Here is a 16,496-nt window from a genome sequence, read left to right as displayed (position 1 = left end):
GACCGGATGACGGTCCGGGGTGTGTTCGCGCCGCTGGTGCGCGGCAGCACCTGGCGGCGGGCCGTGTTCCTGCTCCTCGGCGGCGTGCTCGCGCTGCCGTACGTGCTGCTGGTGGTGGCGTTCGGGCAGCTGCTGACCACGGCGGAGGTGCCGCGCCCGCTCGGGTTCGGGCTGCTGCTGGTCGGCGCCGGGCTGGCCGTGGTGCCGGTGTTCCTGGCCGGCAGCCGGGCGTTGGAGATCGCCGCCGCCCGGGCGCTGCTCGCGGTCGACCTGCCGGAACCCCTGCCGGGTCACCGCGTCGACCGGGAGACCCGGCTACGGGCCGCGCTCTGGATCGCCATGCACCTGGGCACCGGCGCGGCGGTGCTGTTCGCCGCGATCAGCGCGTTCCCGATGGCGCTGGTCTTCGTCGCGGGGCTGGCCGGGGTGGACGTCGGCGCGGTATCGGACGAGCGGTTCGGCCCGTTCGACCCGGCCCGGCCGGTGCCCGCCGGGCTGGCCGGGATGGCCGTGCTGGTCGCGCTCGGCTACGCGGTGGCCGGGCTGGGCGCGCTCGCCGCGTCGATGGCGCCGGTGCTGCTCGGCCCGGCCCAGGCCGAGCGGATCGCCGCGCTGGAGGCCCGCGCGGTGCGGCTGGCCGAGCGCAACCGGCTGGCGCGGGAGCTGCACGACTCGGTGGGGCACGCGTTGACCGTGGCGACGCTCCAGGCCGGCGCCGCGCGGGAGCTGCTCGACACCGACCCGGAGTTCAGCCGGCGGGCGCTGCGGGCCGTCGAGGAGACCAGCCGGCGGGCCATGGACGACCTCGACCAGGTGCTCGGGCTGCTGCGCGAGACCGACTCCGGCCGGCGGCCGGCGCCCACCGCGCCGCAACCCACCCTGGCCGGGTTGGACGGGCTCGTCGCCGCCGCCCGGGCCGCCGGGCTGGTCGTCGAGTCCCGGGTCGACGGGCCGCTGGACGCGCTGCCCGCCGTGGTGTCCCGCGAGGGCTACCGGATCGTGCAGGAGGGGCTGACCAACGCCGCCCGACACGGCCGCGGGCCGGTCACGCTGCGGGTCGCCGTACCCCCGGAAGGGTTGGAGATCGAGCTGGTCAACGCCGTGCGCGGCACCACCCGGGCGACCGGCGGCGGGCGCGGGCTGGACGGCATGCGGGAACGGGTGCTGCTGCTCGGCGGGCGGCTCGACGCCGGCCCGGAGGAGGAACGGTGGCGGGTCCGGGCCACGCTGCCGGCGCCCAGGGAGGAGAGCGGGTGACCATCGACGTGCTGATCGTCGACGACGACGAGCTGATCCGGGTCGGCCTGCGGGCCATCGTCGACGCCCAGCCCGACCTGCGGGTCGTCGGGGAGGCGGCGGACGGCGCGGAGGTGCCGCCGCTGGTGGCCAAGCTGCGACCGCGGGTGGTGCTGATGGACGTGCGGATGCCGGCCATCGACGGCATCCAGGCCACCCGCCGGCTGCTCGCCGCGTCCACCGACCCGCCGCGCGTGCTGGTGGTCACCACGTTCGCCAACGACGAGTACGTCTACGAGGCGCTGCGCGCCGGCGCCAGCGGTTTCCTGCTCAAGCGGGCCCGCCCGGGCGAGGTGGTGGAGGCGATCCGGGTGGTGGCGGCCGGCGAGTCGCTGCTCTTCCCGGCCGCCATCCGACAGCTCGTCGGCGCGTACGGGCGGCGCGGCGGGGACCGGCTGGACGCGGCCCGGCTGACCGAACGGGAGGGCGAGGTGCTGCGGCTGATGGCGGCCGGACTGTCCAACCCGGAGATCGCCGCCCGGCTGGTGCTCGGCGTGGAGACGGTCAAGACGCACGTCGGGAACGTGCTGGCCAAGCTCGGGGTGCGGGACCGCACCCAGGCGGTGATCGCCGCCTACGAGTCGGGGTTCGTGGTCCCGACCGGCTGAGTCCCCCGGCCGGGGGAGACGCTTCACCCCGGCCCGGGAGGGTTCCGGCGCGGCGAAAGCCGAGGCTCGAACCATGACCGCCACGCTGCTCGTACCGACCCGTCACCGGTCCCGGACCGCGCCGCTCGCCGCCGGCTGGCTCGCGTTCTGGGGCGTGCTCGCCCTGATCTCCACCGTGACCGGCGCCGGTTACCCGTTCGGTGACCACGACCGGGACCGCCCGGTCAACCTGCTCCGGCTGGTGCCGGTGTCGGTCGGGCCGGCGCTGTTCGCGGCGCTGCTGCTCACCGCCGCGGTCGTCGCGCTGGCCATGGCCGGTCCGGTCGCCCACCCGTCCCGGCCGCTGCGCGCGCTGCTGCTCGGCTACGGCTGGACGGTCGCGTTCGTGCTGGCCGTGGTGGTGCCGGACACCCGGGTGCTGATCACGCTGGGCTACGCGCCGATCCTGCTCGTCGGCGCGCCGTTCGGCTGGCCGCCGGTCGACTACGCCGACGTGTTCACCTGGACGCTGCTGTGCAAGACCGCCGCGATGGCCGGTGGGGTGCTGCTCGCGCTGGCGGTGCTCGGCTGGCAACGCCGTACCGCCGGGGCCTGTGCCGCCTGCGGCCGCGACGACGCGGACCGCGGCTGGACCACAGCGGCCGCCGCGAACCGCTGGGGCCGCTGGGCGGCCTGGACCGCCGCGGTCATCCCCACCCTGTACGCGCTCACCCGGCTGGCCTGGGCCGCCGGCATCCCGCTCGGCATCTCGCGGGACTTCCTCGACGAGATGCACGACAGCGGCATCGTCTGGGCCGGTGCCGGACTGGGCGCCTTCGCGATAGCCGGGGCGGTGCTCACGCTCGGGCTGGTCCGCCCCTGGGGCGAGCGGTTCCCCCGGTGGATGGTCGGCCTGGCCGGCCGCCGGGTGCCGGTGTCGCTCGCCGTGGTGCCCGCCACGCTCGTCGCGCTCGCCGTCACCGCGGGCTCCCTCGGGCTGGTCACCGCACCCCGGTTCTGGGAGCTGACCGGCGGGTTCAGCCTGACCACGCTGCCGATGCTGCTCTGGCCGCTCTGGGGTGTGGCACTCGGCGCGGCCACGTACGCCTACCTGCTGCGCCGCCGCGGCGTCTGCCGCCGCTGCGGGCACTGACCGCCCCCGGTGGTCGGTCCCGGTCACGGGGCGGGACCGACCACCGGGCGGTGCGGGAAATCTGAGCTAGCGTGGGCGGGTGAGCGTTCACACCCAGGTTTCCCCGGTCCCGCCCGCCGAGCTGCCCGGCACGCTCGGCGCGCTGCGCGCGGCCGGCCACCACTACCGCACGGTCAAGCAGGAGCTGCGCGACAACCTCCTCGCCCGGATGCGCGCCGGCGAGGAGCGCTTCCCCGGCATCGTCGGCTACGAGGACACGGTGCTGCCCGAGGTCGAGCGCGCGTTGCTCGCCGGCCACGACATGGTGCTGCTCGGCGAGCGCGGGCAGGGCAAGACCCGGCTGATCCGCTCGCTGGGCGCGCTGCTCGACGAGTGGACGCCGGTGCTCCCCGGCTCGGTGCTCAACGAGCACCCGATGCACCCGCTCACCCCGGCCTCGCGCGCACTCGTCGAGTCGGCCGGCGACGACCTGCCGATCGGCTGGCTGCACCGCTCGATGCGCTACGGCGAGAAGCTCGCCACCCCGGACACCAGCGTCGGCGACCTGATCGGCGACGTCGACCCGGTGCGGCTCGCCCAGGGGCGCACCCTCGGCGACCCGGAGACCATCCACTTCGGGCTGGTGCCCCGCACCAACCGGGGCGTCTTCGCCGTCAACGAGCTGCCCGACCTGGCCGAACGGATCCAGGTGGCGCTGCTCAACGTGCTGGAGGAACGCGACATCCAGGTCCGCGGCTACCAGCTGCGGCTGCCGCTGGACCTGCTGCTGGTGGCCAGCGCCAACCCGGAGGACTACACCAACCGGGGCCGGATCATCACCCCGCTCAAGGACCGCTTCGGCGCCGAGATCCGCACCCACTACCCGCTCGACCTGGAGTTGGAGCTGGCCCTGATCCGGCAGGAGGCCGACCTGGTCGCCGGCGTGCCGGAGCACGTGCTGGAGGTGCTCGCCCGGTTCGCCCGCGAGGTGCGCGAGTCACCGTCGGTGGACCCGCGCTCCGGGGTGTCCGCCCGGTTCGCCGTCGCCGCCGCGGAAACCGTCGCCGCCGCCGCGCTGCGCCGCTCCGGCCTGCTCGCCGCCGGCCCAGGCTCGCCCGAGGCGCCCGTGGCGCGCGTCGGCGACGCCGCGTCGGTGACGTCCACGCTGCGCGGGAAGGTGGAGTTCGAGAGCGGCGAGGAGGGGCGCGAGATCGAGGTGCTCGGGCACCTGCTGCGGACCGCCACCGCCGAGACGTTCCGGGCCCGGCTGGCCGGGCTGGACCTGTCCGGCTTCACCGCGCTGGTCGCCGAGGGCGCCGTGGTGGAGACCGGTGAGCTGGTCTCCTCGGCGGAGCTGCTGCGCCAGGTCGGCACCGTGCCGGGGCTGGCCAAGGTGCTCGACCGGCTCGGCCTCGGCGACGCGCCCAGCCCGGAGGAGGCCGCCGCCGGGATCGAGTTCGTCCTGGAAGGGCTGCACCTGACCCGCCGCCTCGGCAAGGACGTCACCGACGCCGGGCGCACCGTCTACGGCGGCCGGGGCTGACCGTGGCCGGCAACCGGTTCCGGTACGGGCAGTGGCGCGGCGGACCCGACCCGCTCGCCCCGCCGTACGACGTGCGTGCCGCGGTGGACGCGGTCGGCGCGGAGGTGCTGAACGGCGGCAGCCTGCGGGAGGCGCTGCGGGACCTGCTGCGGCGCGGCCCCGACGGGCGCGGCGGCCTGGCCGACCTGGCCGCCCGGGCCCGCCGGCTGCGCCGGGAGGCGTTGCGCCGGGGTGACCTCGACGGCACGGTGACCCGGGCCCAGGCGCTGCTCGACCAGGCGCTCGCCGCGGAACGGGACGAGCTGCGGGGCCGCGACGGCGACGACGCCCGGTTCGCCGAGGCGATGCTGGACAACCTGCCCCGGTCCACCGCCCGCGCGGTGTCCGAGCTGGCGGGGTACGACTGGGCCAGCGCCGAGGCACGCCAGACCTACCAGCGCATCCTGGACGGGCTGCGCGGCGAGGTGCTGGAGCAGCGCTTCGCCGGCCTGCGGGACGCGGCGCGCGCCGCCGCCGACCCGGAGGCGCAGCAGCAGCTCGCCGACATGATGCAGGACCTCAACGACCTGCTCGCCCGGCACGCCCGCTCGGAGGACACCACCGACGCGTTCGCCGAGTTCATGCGCCGGCACGGCCGGTTCTTCCCGGAACAGCCCCGCGACGTCGAGGAGCTGATCGACGTGCTGGCCCGCCGGGCGGCGGCGGGGGAGCGGCTGATGCGGTCACTGTCCGACCGGCAACGCGAGGAGCTGGCCGGGCTGATGCGGCAGTCGCTCGGCGACCGGCTCGCCGGGGAGCTGTCCCAACTCGACGACCACCTGCGGTCGCTGCGCCCCGACCTGAACTGGCAGCGCGGTGAGCGGGTGCGCGGCGACCAGCCGCTCGGCTACGGCGAGGCCGCCGGCGCGCTCGACGAGATCGCCGAACTCGACGAGCTGCTGGACTCCCTCGACCAGGACCAGGCCGGCGCCACAGTGGACGACGTCGACGTAGACGCGGTGGCCCGGACCCTGGGCCGCGACGCCGCCGACGACGTGCGCCGCCTGCGCGACCTGGAACGCGAGTTGCGCCGCCAGGGCTGGGTCGACCGGGACGCGGACGGGCTGACGCTCAGCCCGAAGGCGCTGCGCCGGCTCGCCGGCACCGCGCTGCGACGGGTCTTCGCCGACCTGACCGCCGGCCCGCGCGGCCAGCACGACCTGCGTACGGCGGGCGCGGCCGGCGAGGTGAGCGGCAGCTCCCGCCAGTGGGAGTACGGCGACGAGCAGCCGCTGGACGTGGTGCGCACCCTCACCCGCGCGGTCCGCCGGGCCGGTCCCGGCGTGCCGGTGCCGCTCGCGGTCGAGGACTTCGAGGTGGTGGAGACCGAGCGGCGCGCGTCGGCGGCGGTGGTGCTCTGCGTCGACCTGTCGTACTCGATGATCTCGCAGGGGCGCTGGGGGCCGATGAAGCAGACCGCGCTGGCCCTGTCGCACCTGATGGCCACCCGCTTCCCGCAGGACGCGTTGCAGATCATCGGCTTCGGCCGGGAGGCGATGCCGCTGACCCAGCAGGAGTTGGCGGCGGCGGAGCCGGACATGCAGCAGGGCACCAACCTGCAGCACGCGTTGCGGCTGGCCGGCCGGCACCTGCGCCGCCACCCCGGCGCCGAGCCGGTGGTGCTGGTGGTCACCGACGGCGAGCCCACCGCCCACCTGGACCCCGACGACGGCGAGGCGTACTTCAACTGGCCGCCGCTGCCGGAGACGATCCAAGCGACGATCCGGGAGGTGGACCGGCTGACCCGCTACGGCGCGACGCTCAACCTGTTCATGCTCGGCGACGATCCGGGGCTGCGCCGGTTCGTGGACGCCGTGGCCCGGCGGTCGAAGGGCCGCATGTTCACGCCGGACCTCGGCGACCTCGGCGAGTACGTGGTCTCCGACTACCTCCGCGCCCGCCACGGCCGCCGCTGAGGTGTAAGGAGGGGCTCCCTGTTAACGCATTCTGCATAGGAGGGGCCCCCTCCTAACACCGCAGCGCCCGGCCGCGCAGATACGCCAGCCCGCGCCACCCGCCCCGTCCTCCCTGATGCCCTGACGCACTCAGGATGTGCCGGGTGGAACGTCCCCGGTGTCTGCGAGGGCGTCAGGGTGTTCCAGTGACGCTTCGGTGGAACGCCGTGGGTGTCTGCGAGGGCGTGAGACACCCATAGCGTTCCACTCGCGGCGCTTGCCGGGCGTGGGTGGAACGCCATGGGTGTGTGCCGGGCGTTGAGACACCCGTGGTGTTTCAGTCGTGGGGCGGATTGTGGTGGGTGGAACGGGGTGGGTGTCTGCGGGGTCGGGATGTGGCCCGGGGCATTCCGGTTGGGGGGTGATGGAGCGTGCTGGCTGTTGCGGGCGGCTCGCGGGTGCCGGTGCTGCGCCGTCGGGTGTTCCGAATGGGGTGAGGTGTCCGGTTCGGGGGTGGTGGGCGGCACCCTGGCGGTGGAATCGTCGCGGGGTGCGGGGCGTTGTAACCCGGTGAACGACCGAGGAAGGCGAGCGCACCCCCGCGCCGCCACGCCCGGAGGCAGGCCGACCCCGCGAGTCCCCCGACTGCACCCCGCAGCCCGCATCCCCCGTGGTGACGGTCCCGGGAATGACGGTGGCCGCCCGGTCGTTACACACACTCCCGGCACCGCGACGAGGCACCCTCCTGCCCCGCGAGCAAGCCGGATCCCCCGAAGACTTCTTGAGCGCCTGACGGTGCCCGCACCCCGTCCCCCGGGTGCGTCGACCCCCGAATGGAGCCCTCACCATGAACACGATCCTGCGCAAGAGCATCCTCGGTATCGCTGGTCTGGCCTTCACCGGTGGTGTGTTCGCCGGTCCGATCGCCGCCCACGCCGACACCCCCGCCCACGCCGCTGGCAAGCCGGTCGCGGTCGCCACGGTGCAGGGTGAGCAGTCGACCATCAGCCTGAACGACGAGCAGACCGCCAACGTCAAGGCGATCATCGCCGCGACGAAGAAGGCCGGCCTGCCCGAGCGCGCCGCGATCATTTCGATCGCCACCAGCTTGCAGGAGTCGAAGCTGGAGAACCTCGGCCACCTCGGCGACAAGAACGATCACGACTCGCTGGGCCTGTTCCAGCAGCGCCCCTCCTCCGGTTGGGGCACCCCGGAGCAGATCACCGACCCCGAGTACTCCACCCTGTCCTTCCTCAAGGGGCTGAAGCAGGTCGACGGCTGGCAGGACATGCCCCTGACCAAGGCCGCCCAGACCGTGCAGGTCTCCGCCTACCCCGACGCCTACGCCCAGTGGGAGAAGCAGGCCACCGACCTGGTCAACAAGCACTGGACCAAGTAAGCACAACGTGTGAAGGCCGGCACCCGAACGACGGGTGCCGGCCTTTCCGCGTACCCGGAACGGGTGAACCGGGCCGGGTAGCCGTGGTGCGGCCGGCGGCGACCGGGGTTGGATGCGGGCATGGACGAGGTGGACGCCGCCGACCTGCGGCGGGCGTACGACGAACTGCTCGCGGAGGTGGACGCGGGCGGGTTCGGGCCGCCGCCGGAGGGTGAGCTGAGCGCCGAGCAGATCGTCGCGCACCTCGCCGCCAACGACGAGCTGATGAGCGAGGCGACCGAGGCGGTGCTCGCCGGCTCGCCGTTCGCCTACTACGACGTGGACACCGTCCACCGCCCGCAGCTCGACGCGTTGGTCTCCGAGTGCGGCGGGCTGGACGGGCTCGCCACCCTGTTGCGGGCCACCAGTCAGAAGCTCTGCTCGTTGGCCGAGCGGCTCGGCCCGGCCGCCGACACACCGGTGGAGACCGTGCTGCGGGAGGGCCTCGACCTCGACGTGGACGACTCGCTGCCCTGGGGGCGGGCGCTGGACCTGCACGTCCGGGTGCACCTGCCGCTGCACCTGACCCAGCTACGCGCCCTGCGCCGGCAACCCCACCTGGCCTGACGGCACGGGCGCGCGGAAGGTGCGGCGGTAGGCCGTCGGTGCCACGCCCACCCGGGTGTGGAAGTGCTGGCGCAGGGCGGCGGTGGTGCCGAAGCCGGCGTCGCGGGCCACCCGGTCGACGCTCAGGTCGGTGGTCTCCAGCAGCACCCGGGCGTGTTCGGTGCGTTGCTGGAGCAGCCACTGCGCCGGGCTGAGCCCGGTCTCGGAGCGGAAGCGCCGGGTGAACGTGCGGACGCTCATCCGCGCGTGCGCGGCCAGCTCCCGCAGCGTGACGGGTTCGTGCAGGCGCTGCCGGGCCCACTCGCGGGTGGCGGCGGTGCCGGTCTCCGCGACCCGGGGCACCGGGCGTTCGATGTACTGCGCCTGCCCGCCGTCGCGCCACGGCGGCACGACGCAGCGCCGGGCCGCCCGGTTGGCCACCGCGCTGCCGTGGTCGGTGCGGACCACGTGCAGGCAGAGGTCGACACCGGCGGCCACCCCGGCCGAGGTGAGCATCCGGCCGTCGTCGACGAAGAGCACCTCGGGGTCGAGCCGTACGCCGGGGTGCAGCCGGCGGAACCGGGACGCGTACGCCCAGTGGGTGGTGGCGGGTCGGCCGTCGAGCAGGCCGGCGGCGGCGAGCACGAACGCGCCGGTGCAGATGGACATGATCCGGGCGCCCCGGTCGTGGGCGGCGCGCAGCGCGGTCGCCACCTCGTCGGCCACCGTGCCGTCGTCGAGCGGCGGCCCGGCGTGGATGCCGGGGACGATCACCGTGTCGGCGGTCTCCAGCAGGTCGAGCCCGTGGTCGGGGAGCACCTGGAAGCCGGCGGTGCTGCGGATCGGCCGACCGCCGGCGGTGCAGGTGGTCACCGCGTACAGCGGGGTCCGGTCGTCGGTGCGGGCGGCGCCGAGGACCTGGGCCGGGGTGCCGAGGTCGAGGGCGACCACGCCGTCCAGGGCGAGGACGGCGACGCGGTGCGGTACGACGGTCATGGCCCGATTATTGCGTACGATGGCTTTCCGGCCACTCGTCCAACCCCTCCCGGCCGTCCGAGACTCGGTGGGTGAGAAGACTGCATCCGGCCTGGCTCGTCGCCGCGGTCGCCTTCGTGGCGCTGGTCGGCGCCGCCGGCTTCCGCGCCACCCCCGGGGTGCTGCTGCACCCGCTGCACGCCGAGTTCGGCTGGCCGCTCGCCACGATCTCCGCCGCCGTCTCGGTCAACCTGCTGCTCTACGGCGTCACCGCCCCGTTCGCCGCGGCGCTGATGGACCGGTTCGGGATCCGCCGGGTGGTCGCCTGCGCGTTGCTGCTGGTGGCGGCCGGCAGCGGCCTGACCGTGGCGATGACCGAGAGTTGGCAGCTCATCCTCTGCTGGGGCGTGCTGGTCGGGCTGGGCACCGGCTCGATGGCGCTGGCGTTCGTGGCGACCGTCACCGGGCGCTGGTTCGTGCGACGCCGGGGCCTGGTCACCGGCGTGCTCACCGCGGGCGGGGCGGCCGGTCAGCTCGTGTTCCTCCCGCTGCTCGCGGTGCTGGTGCGCGACCACGGCTGGCGTGCGGCGGCGCTCGTCGTCGCCGGGGTCGCGCTGGCGGTCGTACCCCTGGTGGTGTGGTTGTTGCGCGAGCACCCGGCGGACCTGGGCCGGCCGGCCTACGGCGCGACGGCTGTCGTCCCGCCGGCGCGGCCGGAGGGCGGCGCGGCGGCCCGCGCGGTCGGCGCGCTGGCCGCCGCCGCGCGGACCCGGCCGTTCTGGCTGCTCGCGGGCGGCTTCGCGATCTGCGGCGCGACCACGAACGGGCTGGTCGGCACGCACTTCGTGCCGGCCGCGCACGACCACGGCATGCCGGAGACGACCGCCGCCGGCCTGCTCGCGGTGGTCGGGCTCTTCGACATCGCCGGTTCGATCGCCTCCGGCTGGCTCACCGACCGGGTCGACGCGCGGCTGCTGCTCGCCGCCTACTACGCGTTGCGCGGCGCGTCGCTGCTGGTGCTGCCGAGCCTGTTCGCCGGTTCGGCCCGGCCGAGCATGCTGGTCTTCATCGTCTTCTACGGGCTGGACTGGGTGGCGACCGTGCCGCCGACCGTGGCGTTGTGCCGGGAGTGGTTCGGCGCGTCCGGGGCGGTGGTCTTCGGCTGGGTGTTCGCCGCGCACCAGGCGGGCGCCGCGATCGCCGCGACCGGTGCCGGACTGGTCCGCGACCGGCTCGGCGACTACGCGGTGGCCTGGTACGTGGCCGGCGCGCTGTCGGTCGGCGCGGCCGGGCTCTCCCTGCTGCTGCGGCGGCGCGGTGACGCGCCGGCGTTCGCGCTGCCGGTGCCGGCCGCCCGGCGGGCCTGGAGCTATCGGGGCTGACCGGTCAGCCGAGCGCCCACTGCTGCTCGGCGGCGCCGGTGCACGGTGCCTGTTCGAGCTCCCGCCCGGCTTCGGTGCCGGCGTCGTCGACCTGCGCGCACTTGCCGCTGTGCACGGCGACCAGGAGCACCGGGCCGGCGCCGGTCGGGTTGAGCTTCCACTGCTGGTTGGGCTGCCCGTTGCAGGACCACTGGAGCACGTCGGCGCCGTCGTCGCCGCTGGCGGCGTTGACGTCCAGACACTTGCCGCTGGCCGCGTTGACCAGCAGATAGGTGTCGGCGGCGACCGGCGTGACCACCCACTGCTGTTCCGGCCCGCCGGTGCAGTCGGCGAGCGCGGCCTGCGCGCCCTCCGGCTCGTCGCCGGTGACGCCGACGCAGCGCCCGGACGGCACGCCCCGGATCACCTTCGGGGTGGCGACCGGCGCGGCGGGCGTGGTCGGTTCGGCGCTGGGCGTGGGCGACGGCGCGGCAGGCGTCGTCGGCGGCGGGGCCGCGCTCGACTCGCTCTCCGCCGGGGTCGGCACGGCCGCCGCCGGCACCACCTGCCGGTCGGCCCCGCCGCCCAGCACGCCGGTGGCGAAGAAGGCCCCCAGGAGTACGCCGACCAGGGCGACGCCCAGCGCCACGCGCATCAGCGGGTCCCGGGGCAGGCGGACGCCACGGGCGGGGCGGGCCCCGTAGACGGTGCCGGGCGGGGCGGTGTGCGGGTCGGCCATGGGGGCATCCTGACCCACCGGGGCATCCGAGGGCCAGTCGACCCGGCGGGCCGGTGACTCAGTCGACGACCTGGACGTCCTTCCAGAACGCCACCCGGTCACGGACCATCTCCGCGTCGGGCTTCGGCTCCGGGTAGTACCAGACCGCGTCCGCGCTGGTGGCGCCGTCGTGTTCGAGCGTGTAGTAGGAGGCGGTTCCCTTCCACGGGCACACCGTGTGCGTGTCCGAGGAGCGGATCAGGTCCTCGCGCAGGGCGGACCGGGGAAAGTAGTGGTTCCCCTCGACCAGCACGGTGTCGTCGCTCTCCGCGACGACCAGGTCGTTCCAGACGGCTTTCGGCATGTCCTCCACGCTATGCCGGCGGCCGCGCGCCGGCCACCGTGGACATCCCACGAACTGTCGTACCCGGGCGTAAAGTGATCTCATGCGAGCTGTCCGTGATCATGAACGGGCGGTGGACGCGCTCCGGCGGTCCTACGCCGCGGTGCCCGCCGGCGAGACGGTGCGGCTGGCCAAGCAGACCTCGAACCTCTTCCGCCCCCGGTCCGCACCCCGCACCCCGGGCCTGGACGTGAGCGGGCTGACCGGCGTGCTCGCCGTCGACGAGGCGGCCCGCACCGCCGACGTGCAGGGCATGTGCACCTACGAGGATCTGGTCGACGCGACGCTGCCGCACGGGCTGATGCCGCTGGTCGTGCCGCAGTTGCGCACCATCACGCTGGGCGGTGCGGTGACCGGGCTGGGCATCGAGTCCACCTCCTTCCGCAACGGGCTGCCCCACGAGTCGGTGCTGGAGATGGACGTCCTCACCGGCGCGGGGGAGCTGGTCACCACCCGACCCCAGGGCGAGCACGCCGACCTGCACCGGGCGTTCCCCAACTCGCTGGGCAGCCTCGGCTACACCACCCGACTGCGCATCGAGCTGCAACCGGTGGGCCGGCACGTGGCGCTGCGCAACATCCGGTTCACCCGGCTGGAGGAGCTGGTCGACGCGATCGGCGAGGTGGTCGACAAGGGCGCCTACGCGGGTGAGCCGGTCGACGCGATGGACGGGGTGGTGTTCAGCCCCGGTGAGTCCTACCTGGTGCTCGGCGCGTTCACCGACGAGGCCGAGGGCCGCCCGTCCGACTACACCGGGCAGGAGATCTACTACCGCTCGCTGCGCCGCCGCACCCGCGACGTGCTGACCGCGTACGACTATCTCTGGCGGTGGGACACCGACTGGTTCTGGTGCTCGGCGGCGTTCGGGGTGCAGCACCCGGTCGTCCGGCGGCTCTGGCCGCAGCGCTACCGACGCAGCGACGTCTATCACAAGATCGTGCGGCTGGAGCACCGGCACCGGGTGGCCGCCCGGGTCGACAGGTGGCGGGGCCGGCCGGCGCGCGAGCGCGTGGTGCAGGACGTGGAGATCCCGCTGGACCGCACGCCCGAGTTCCTCCGCTGGTTCGCCGGGAACGTGAAGATGAACCCGGTGTGGCTCTGCCCGCTGCGGCTGCGCGAGCCGTCCGGCCCGGGTTCGGCCCGGGCCTGGCCGTTATATCCGCTCCAGCCGGGCGAGACGTATGTGAACATCGGCTTCTGGGGGAGCGTGCCGATCGTGGCGGGCGCGGCCGACGGCGACGTCAACCGGCGGATCGAGCACATGGTGTCGGAGTCGGGCGGGCACAAGTCGCTCTACTCCGACGCGTACTACGACCGGGCCGCGTTCGACCGGCTCTACGGCGGGGAGACCTGGCGCGCCGTGAAGGACCGCTACGACCCGGATCACCGACTCACCGGACTGTACGAGAAGGCGGTATCCCGAGCATGAGTCTGACCGACCGAACACCGGGGGCGGCGAGCGCCTCCGCCGGACCGCCGCCGGCGGGCGGCCGGCGCACCGGACCCACCGTGGCGGACGTGATCCGCGCGGTCACCACCGGCGACCTGCCCGTGCGGGTCACCGGCTACGACGGCAGCGCGGTGGGCCCGGCCGACGCCGGGATCACCCTGTCGATCCGCACCGAGCGGGGCCTGTCCTACCTGCTCACCGCGCCGGGCGACCTGGGCATGGCCCGCGCCTACGTCAGCGGTGACCTGGGGCTGGACGGCGTGCACCCGGGCGACCCGTACGAGGCGTTGCGAGTGCTCAAGGACGAGATGCCGTTGCGGATGCCGCCGGTGGCCGACGCGGTGGCCCTGGTCAAGGGGCTGGGCTGGGAGCGGCTGCGACCGCCGCCGCCCCCGCCGCAGGAGGCGGCGCCGCGCTGGCGGCGGGTGATGACCGGGCTGCGGCACTCGAAGGTCCGGGACAGCAGCGCGATCTCGCACCACTACGACGTGTCGAACGCCTTCTACGAGAAGGTGCTCGGCCCGTCCATGACGTACACCTGCGCGGTCTTCCACAGCCCGGGCGACACGCTGGAGGAGGCGCAGCGGGCCAAGTACGACCTGGTCGCCGGCAAGTTGGCGCTCAAGCCGGGGATGCGGCTGCTGGACGTCGGCTGCGGCTGGGGCGGCATGGTCCGGCACGCGGCCCGGGAGTACGGCGTGCGGGCGCTGGGCGTGACGCTGTCCCGGGAGCAGGCCGAGTGGGCGCAGGCCGCGATCGAGCGGGAAGGGCTGGGCGACCTGGCCGAGGTGCGGCACCTCGACTACCGGGACGCGCCGCGCGAGCAGTTCGACGTGATCTCCTCGATCGGGCTGACCGAGCACATCGGGGTGCGCAACTATCCGGCCTACTTCGGCGCGCTGCGGTCCCGGCTCAAGCCGGGCGGGCGGCTGCTCAACCACTGCATCACCCGCGCCGACAACCGGGCGCCGCACCGCTCCGGCGCGTTCATCGACAGGTACGTCTTCCCGGACGGTGAGCTGGCCGGCCCGGGGCGGCTGATCAGCGAGATCCACGACGCCGGGTTCGAGGTGCACCACGAGGAGAACCTGCGCCAGCACTACGCGCTGACGCTTGCCGGCTGGTGCCGCAACCTGGTCGACAACTGGGACTTCTGCGTCAACGAGGTGGGCGCGGGCACCGCCCGGGTGTGGGGCCTCTACATGGCCGGTTCCCGGATGGCGTTCGAGCGCAACGGCATCCAGTTGCACCAGGTGCTGGCCACGCAGAACGGCCCGGAGGGGGTCAACGGCTATCCGTTGCGTCCCGACTGGACGCCCTGACCCGTACCGACGAGTGGCCGCGCCGACCGCGCGGCCTCTCGTCGTTCCTATTGACAAAGAAGTTTTGTACGTACAAACTTGTTTTTGCCATGAGAGACGTCCTGTACCTGGAAGAGCGCGAGCAGGCCGAAGCCCTGCTCAAGCCGCAACGCATCGAGGTCCTGCGGCAACTCGCCGAGCCCCGCACCTGCACCGAGGTCGCGGCCCGGCTGGAGCAGACGCCGCAGCGCGTCTACTACCACGTCAAGCAACTGGTCGCGGCCGGGCTGGCCGAGCAGGTCGCCGACCGGCGGGTGCGCGGCATCACCGAGGGCATCTACCAGGCCGTCGCCCGGTCCTACTGGCTCTCCCCGAAGCTGGTCGGCCGCATCGGCGGCGGGCGCCGGGTGCGCGACGAGCTGAGCCTGGGCTACCTGCTCGACCTGATGGAGGAGGTCCAGGCCGACATCGCCGCGCTGGACCGCGCCGCACCCGAACTGCCCTCGATCGGGGTGTCCGGCGAGATCCGGGTGCCCGCCGAGCGGCGCCAGGAATTCCTGCACGACCTGCAGTCGACGCTGCGGGACCTGTTCACCCGCTACGGCGGCGCCGAGGGAGACGCCTTCAAACTCGCCGTGGCCTGCTACCCGAAAGGTGACCACCATGAGTGAGCCGCTGACCGTCCGCGCCCGCCTCGCCGCCGACGTGGCGACCGTCCGCCGGGCCCTCACCGACCCGGCCGAGCTGCGCGTGTGGCTGGCCGAACACGCCGAGGTCGACCTGCCTCGGCGCTACGAGTTCTGGGGCCGCTTCACGCCCGAGGGCGACGCGCCGCACCAGCGGCTGCTGCACGTCGACGACAAGTCGCTGCGCTTCGCCTGGACGCTCGACGGGGTGGAGACCACCACCGAGTTCGAGCTGGCGCCCGACGGCGACGCCACGATCCTCACGCTGCGGCAGAGCCACTTCAACTTCGAGGAGGCGATGAGCGGCAGCACCATCCGCGGCGCGCTCCAGACCTACTGGGCGCTGTGCGTCGCCAACCTCAACGCCCACCTGGAGGGGCGCCCGCTGCTGCCGCGCACCGACTTCACCTCCGCCGACCTGCGCGGTGAGCTGCTGATCGACGCGCCGGTCGACAAGGTGTGGACCTCGCTGACCGACTCGGAGCAGGCCAGCGCCTGGTTCGGCTACCCGATCGGGATCGAGCCCTGGGTCGGGGGCCGCTACGCGATGGGCGGCTTCGACGCCGGCTACGCGGCCAAGGTGCTCGACGTGACGCCGGGGCGCGCCCTTTCCGTCGACTGGGGACCCACCGGCGTGACCAACTGGGAGCTGGCCGAGTCCGACGGCCGGACGAAGCTGACGTTCGTGCAGTCCGGCTTCGACGAGGGCAACCCCCCGTACGCCGCCTGGACCGGCACCGTGGCGGGCCTGGCCGAGCTGCGCCGCTTCCACGAGGTCCCCGCCTGGCAGCCCATCTGGCTCTGAGGTGTAAGGAGGGGCCCCCTGTTAACGCTTTAGGTAGAGGAGGGGGCCCCGCTTAACACCTGCCGCCAGTGGGTAATGGCGGGCGATGTTCTTCATCTTCGGGCTGCGGACCAAGGTCGACCGATCCGGCGTCGTCAACCAGGTCTGCCGCCACTGCGGGAACCAGGCGGCCCAGGTGATCACCCGGCGGGTCACCAAGTTCAGCCTCTTCTTCATCCCGCTGATCCCGGTACGCACCCGCTACGCGCAGCAGTGCACGTTCTGCGGCGCCCAGTACGACATCTCCCGCGCCGAGGCCGAGCGCCTCCCGGTCGGCTGACC

The 16,496-nt window shown here is 74.1% G+C and carries 16 protein-coding genes; 13 read left to right on the top strand and 3 right to left on the bottom strand.

The window, feature by feature from the left end:
- The first annotated feature begins 6 nt into the window (after positions 1–6).
- The 7 genes from O7598_RS24460 to O7598_RS24430 all read left to right on the top strand — a co-directional run bounded on the left by O7598_RS24460 (position 7) and on the right by O7598_RS24430 (position 8,497).
- On the top strand, positions 7–1,257 hold the full coding sequence (locus O7598_RS24460) for a sensor histidine kinase (protein ID WP_269693622.1): 1,251 nt from the start codon (positions 7–9) through the stop codon (positions 1,255–1,257).
- The gene (locus O7598_RS24455) at positions 1,254–1,904 is read left to right on the top strand and encodes a response regulator (protein WP_269693621.1); all 651 of its coding nucleotides are present in this window, start codon (positions 1,254–1,256) and stop codon (positions 1,902–1,904) included. Before O7598_RS24460 ends, O7598_RS24455 begins: the two co-directional genes overlap by 4 nt.
- Before the next feature lie 73 nt (positions 1,905–1,977).
- Positions 1,978–3,036 (top strand): hypothetical protein, encoded by a 1,059-nt coding sequence (locus O7598_RS24450; RefSeq protein WP_269693620.1) that lies wholly within the window; start codon positions 1,978–1,980, stop codon positions 3,034–3,036.
- Positions 3,037–3,115: 79 nt separating this feature from the next.
- Positions 3,116–4,558, top strand: a complete 1,443-nt coding sequence (locus O7598_RS24445) for a magnesium chelatase (RefSeq protein WP_269693619.1) — start codon at positions 3,116–3,118, stop codon at positions 4,556–4,558.
- Positions 4,559–4,560: 2 nt separating this feature from the next.
- Entirely contained in the window at positions 4,561–6,513 is a 1,953-nt protein-coding gene (locus tag O7598_RS24440) for a VWA domain-containing protein (RefSeq protein ID WP_269693618.1), read from the top strand.
- 826 nt (positions 6,514–7,339) lie between these two features.
- Positions 7,340–7,891: a hypothetical protein gene (locus O7598_RS24435; protein WP_269693617.1), complete on the top strand. Its 552-nt coding sequence runs from the start codon at positions 7,340–7,342 to the stop codon at positions 7,889–7,891.
- A gap of 129 nt (positions 7,892–8,020) precedes the next feature.
- A complete protein-coding gene (locus O7598_RS24430) occupies positions 8,021–8,497 on the top strand; it encodes a hypothetical protein (protein ID WP_269694961.1) in 477 nt (158 codons plus the stop codon).
- Here O7598_RS24430 and O7598_RS24425 read toward each other — a convergent pair.
- A complete protein-coding gene (locus tag O7598_RS24425; RefSeq protein WP_269693616.1) occupies positions 8,462–9,472 on the bottom strand; it encodes a GlxA family transcriptional regulator in 1,011 nt (336 codons plus the stop codon). The genes O7598_RS24430 and O7598_RS24425 overlap by 36 nt on opposite strands.
- A 71-nt stretch (positions 9,473–9,543) precedes the next feature.
- Between O7598_RS24425 and O7598_RS24420 the strand changes: the two genes are divergently transcribed.
- Positions 9,544–10,833 (top strand): MFS transporter, encoded by a 1,290-nt coding sequence (locus tag O7598_RS24420; RefSeq protein ID WP_269693615.1) that lies wholly within the window; start codon positions 9,544–9,546, stop codon positions 10,831–10,833.
- A gap of 4 nt (positions 10,834–10,837) precedes the next feature.
- On the opposite strand, the gene O7598_RS24415 is transcribed toward O7598_RS24420, so the two are convergent.
- Together O7598_RS24415 and O7598_RS24410 are read right to left on the bottom strand one after the other, a co-directional pair.
- Positions 10,838–11,551, bottom strand: coding sequence for an RICIN domain-containing protein (locus tag O7598_RS24415; protein ID WP_269693614.1), 714 nt, complete (start codon positions 11,549–11,551; stop codon positions 10,838–10,840).
- Positions 11,552–11,609: 58 nt separating this feature from the next.
- Positions 11,610–11,894, bottom strand: a complete 285-nt coding sequence (locus tag O7598_RS24410; protein WP_269693613.1) for a DUF427 domain-containing protein — start codon at positions 11,892–11,894, stop codon at positions 11,610–11,612.
- Between the two features lie 82 nt (positions 11,895–11,976).
- Between O7598_RS24410 and O7598_RS24405 the strand changes: the two genes are divergently transcribed.
- The 5 genes from O7598_RS24405 (at position 11,977) to O7598_RS24385 (ending at position 16,494) form a co-directional block, all read left to right on the top strand.
- Positions 11,977–13,362 (top strand): FAD-binding oxidoreductase, encoded by a 1,386-nt coding sequence (locus O7598_RS24405; protein WP_269693612.1) that lies wholly within the window; start codon positions 11,977–11,979, stop codon positions 13,360–13,362.
- A complete protein-coding gene (locus O7598_RS24400) occupies positions 13,359–14,705 on the top strand; it encodes a class I SAM-dependent methyltransferase (RefSeq protein WP_269693611.1) in 1,347 nt (448 codons plus the stop codon). Before O7598_RS24405 ends, O7598_RS24400 begins: the two co-directional genes overlap by 4 nt.
- Positions 14,706–14,794: 89 nt before the next feature.
- A complete protein-coding gene (locus tag O7598_RS24395; protein WP_269693610.1) occupies positions 14,795–15,355 on the top strand; it encodes a helix-turn-helix domain-containing protein in 561 nt (186 codons plus the stop codon).
- Positions 15,348–16,175 (top strand): SRPBCC family protein, encoded by an 828-nt coding sequence (locus tag O7598_RS24390; RefSeq protein ID WP_269693609.1) that lies wholly within the window; start codon positions 15,348–15,350, stop codon positions 16,173–16,175. Before O7598_RS24395 ends, O7598_RS24390 begins: the two co-directional genes overlap by 8 nt.
- Before the next feature lie 85 nt (positions 16,176–16,260).
- Positions 16,261–16,494, top strand: coding sequence for a zinc-ribbon domain-containing protein (locus O7598_RS24385; RefSeq protein WP_269693608.1), 234 nt, complete (start codon positions 16,261–16,263; stop codon positions 16,492–16,494).
- The last annotated feature ends 2 nt before the right edge of the window (positions 16,495–16,496 follow it).

The sequence above is a fragment of the Micromonospora sp. WMMC241 genome (assembly GCF_027460165.1).
Lineage (GTDB): Bacteria > Actinomycetota > Actinomycetes > Mycobacteriales > Micromonosporaceae > Micromonospora > Micromonospora humi.
Note: the sequence above shows the minus strand (reverse complement) of the source record. Positions and strands in the feature narration are given on the sequence as shown.